General features: G+C 67.7%; 1 protein-coding gene. It reads left to right on the forward strand.

Annotation, left to right across the window (positions count from 1 at the left end; genetic code table 11):
- Positions 1-7: 7 nt before the first annotated feature.
- Positions 8-796: DEAD/DEAH box helicase (locus PSTU_RS20550; RefSeq protein ID WP_036992754.1), on the forward strand; the 789-nt coding region annotated here is incomplete at its 3' end.

The raw sequence follows: 796 nt of genomic DNA on the forward strand, positions 1-796 counted from the left end.
CTGGCCAATGAGTGATGCGTCCAGCCGTCTAAGCGAACACTGGTTCGCCAGCCAAAAATGGCAGCCGTTCCCCTTTCAACGCGAAGTCTGGCAAGCGATCGACCAGGGTGAGTCCGGCCTGCTCCACGCTACCACCGGCTCGGGCAAAACCTACGCCGTCTGGATGGGCGCGCTCAACCGCTTCGCTTCTGAGGGAGCGGGCTTGCCCGCGAAGGCGGTCCAGCCTACAGACAAACCCGCCCCGCTCACCGTCCTCTGGATCACGCCCATGCGCGCCCTGGCCGCCGATACCGCGCGCGCCCTGCAGGCCCCGCTGGATGAGCTGGAGATCAACTGGAGCATCGGCCTGCGCACCGGCGATACCAGCAGCGCCGAGCGGGCGCGCCAGGGTCGGCGATTGCCCAGTGCGCTGGTCACCACGCCGGAAAGCCTCACTCTGCTGCTGACCCGCGCCGACGCGCGTCAGGCGTTTGCCGGCTTGCGCATGCTGGTGGTGGATGAGTGGCACGAACTGCTGGGCAACAAGCGCGGGGTGCAACTGCAACTGGCGCTGGCCCGGCTGCGTCAGTGGATGCCGGAGCTGATCGTCTGGGGGCTCTCGGCGACGCTGGGCAATCAGCCACACGCGCTCGAAGTACTGCTGCATCCTGGCAGCGGCAAGCTGGTGCAGGGCAAGGTCGACAAGGACCTGCGCGTCGACACGCTGCTACCGCCAAGCATCGAGCGCTTCCCCTGGGCCGGCCACCTGGGGCTGCGCATGCTGCCGCAGGTGGTCGAGGAGATCGATTCGGCCGCC

Origin of the sequence: Stutzerimonas stutzeri SDM-LAC (assembly GCF_000235745.1) — a bacterium.
Lineage (GTDB): Bacteria > Pseudomonadota > Gammaproteobacteria > Pseudomonadales > Pseudomonadaceae > Stutzerimonas > Stutzerimonas stutzeri_H.